At 55.1% G+C, this 334-nt stretch carries 1 protein-coding gene; it reads left to right on the top strand.

The features are described 5' to 3' along the window. Positions 1 to 334, top strand: a 334-nt coding sequence (locus HFE01_RS26590; RefSeq protein ID WP_167442920.1) for an AMP-binding protein, incomplete at both ends; no start/stop codon positions are given.

Below are 334 nucleotides of genomic sequence, written 5' to 3' on the forward strand. Positions count from 1 at the left end.
AGACATTCGCGTGTGTGAGCTGGATATGGTTACGGTGCAGGAGCGCGAGCAAATCGTTGAGGTCTGGGGCAATACAGCGGCAACCTATCCAAGCGAGCAAACGATTCACGGCTTGTTCGAGGCGCAAACGGCGCAGACACCGGAGCAGACAGCCTTATTCTTTGAAGGAGAGACGCTGACTTATCGTGAGCTGAATGAACGCGCCAATCAATTGGCTCGTACCTTGCGCAGTCAAGGCGTGACGAAGGATCGTCTGGTGGGTCTGATGACTGAGCGCTCGGTGGACATGATCGTGGGCATCTTTGGGATTTTGAAGGCTGGGGGCGCCTATGTT

The sequence above is a fragment of the Paenibacillus sp. EKM10P genome (assembly GCF_011800655.1).
Taxonomy (GTDB): Bacteria; Bacillota; Bacilli; order Paenibacillales; family Paenibacillaceae; genus Paenibacillus; species Paenibacillus polymyxa.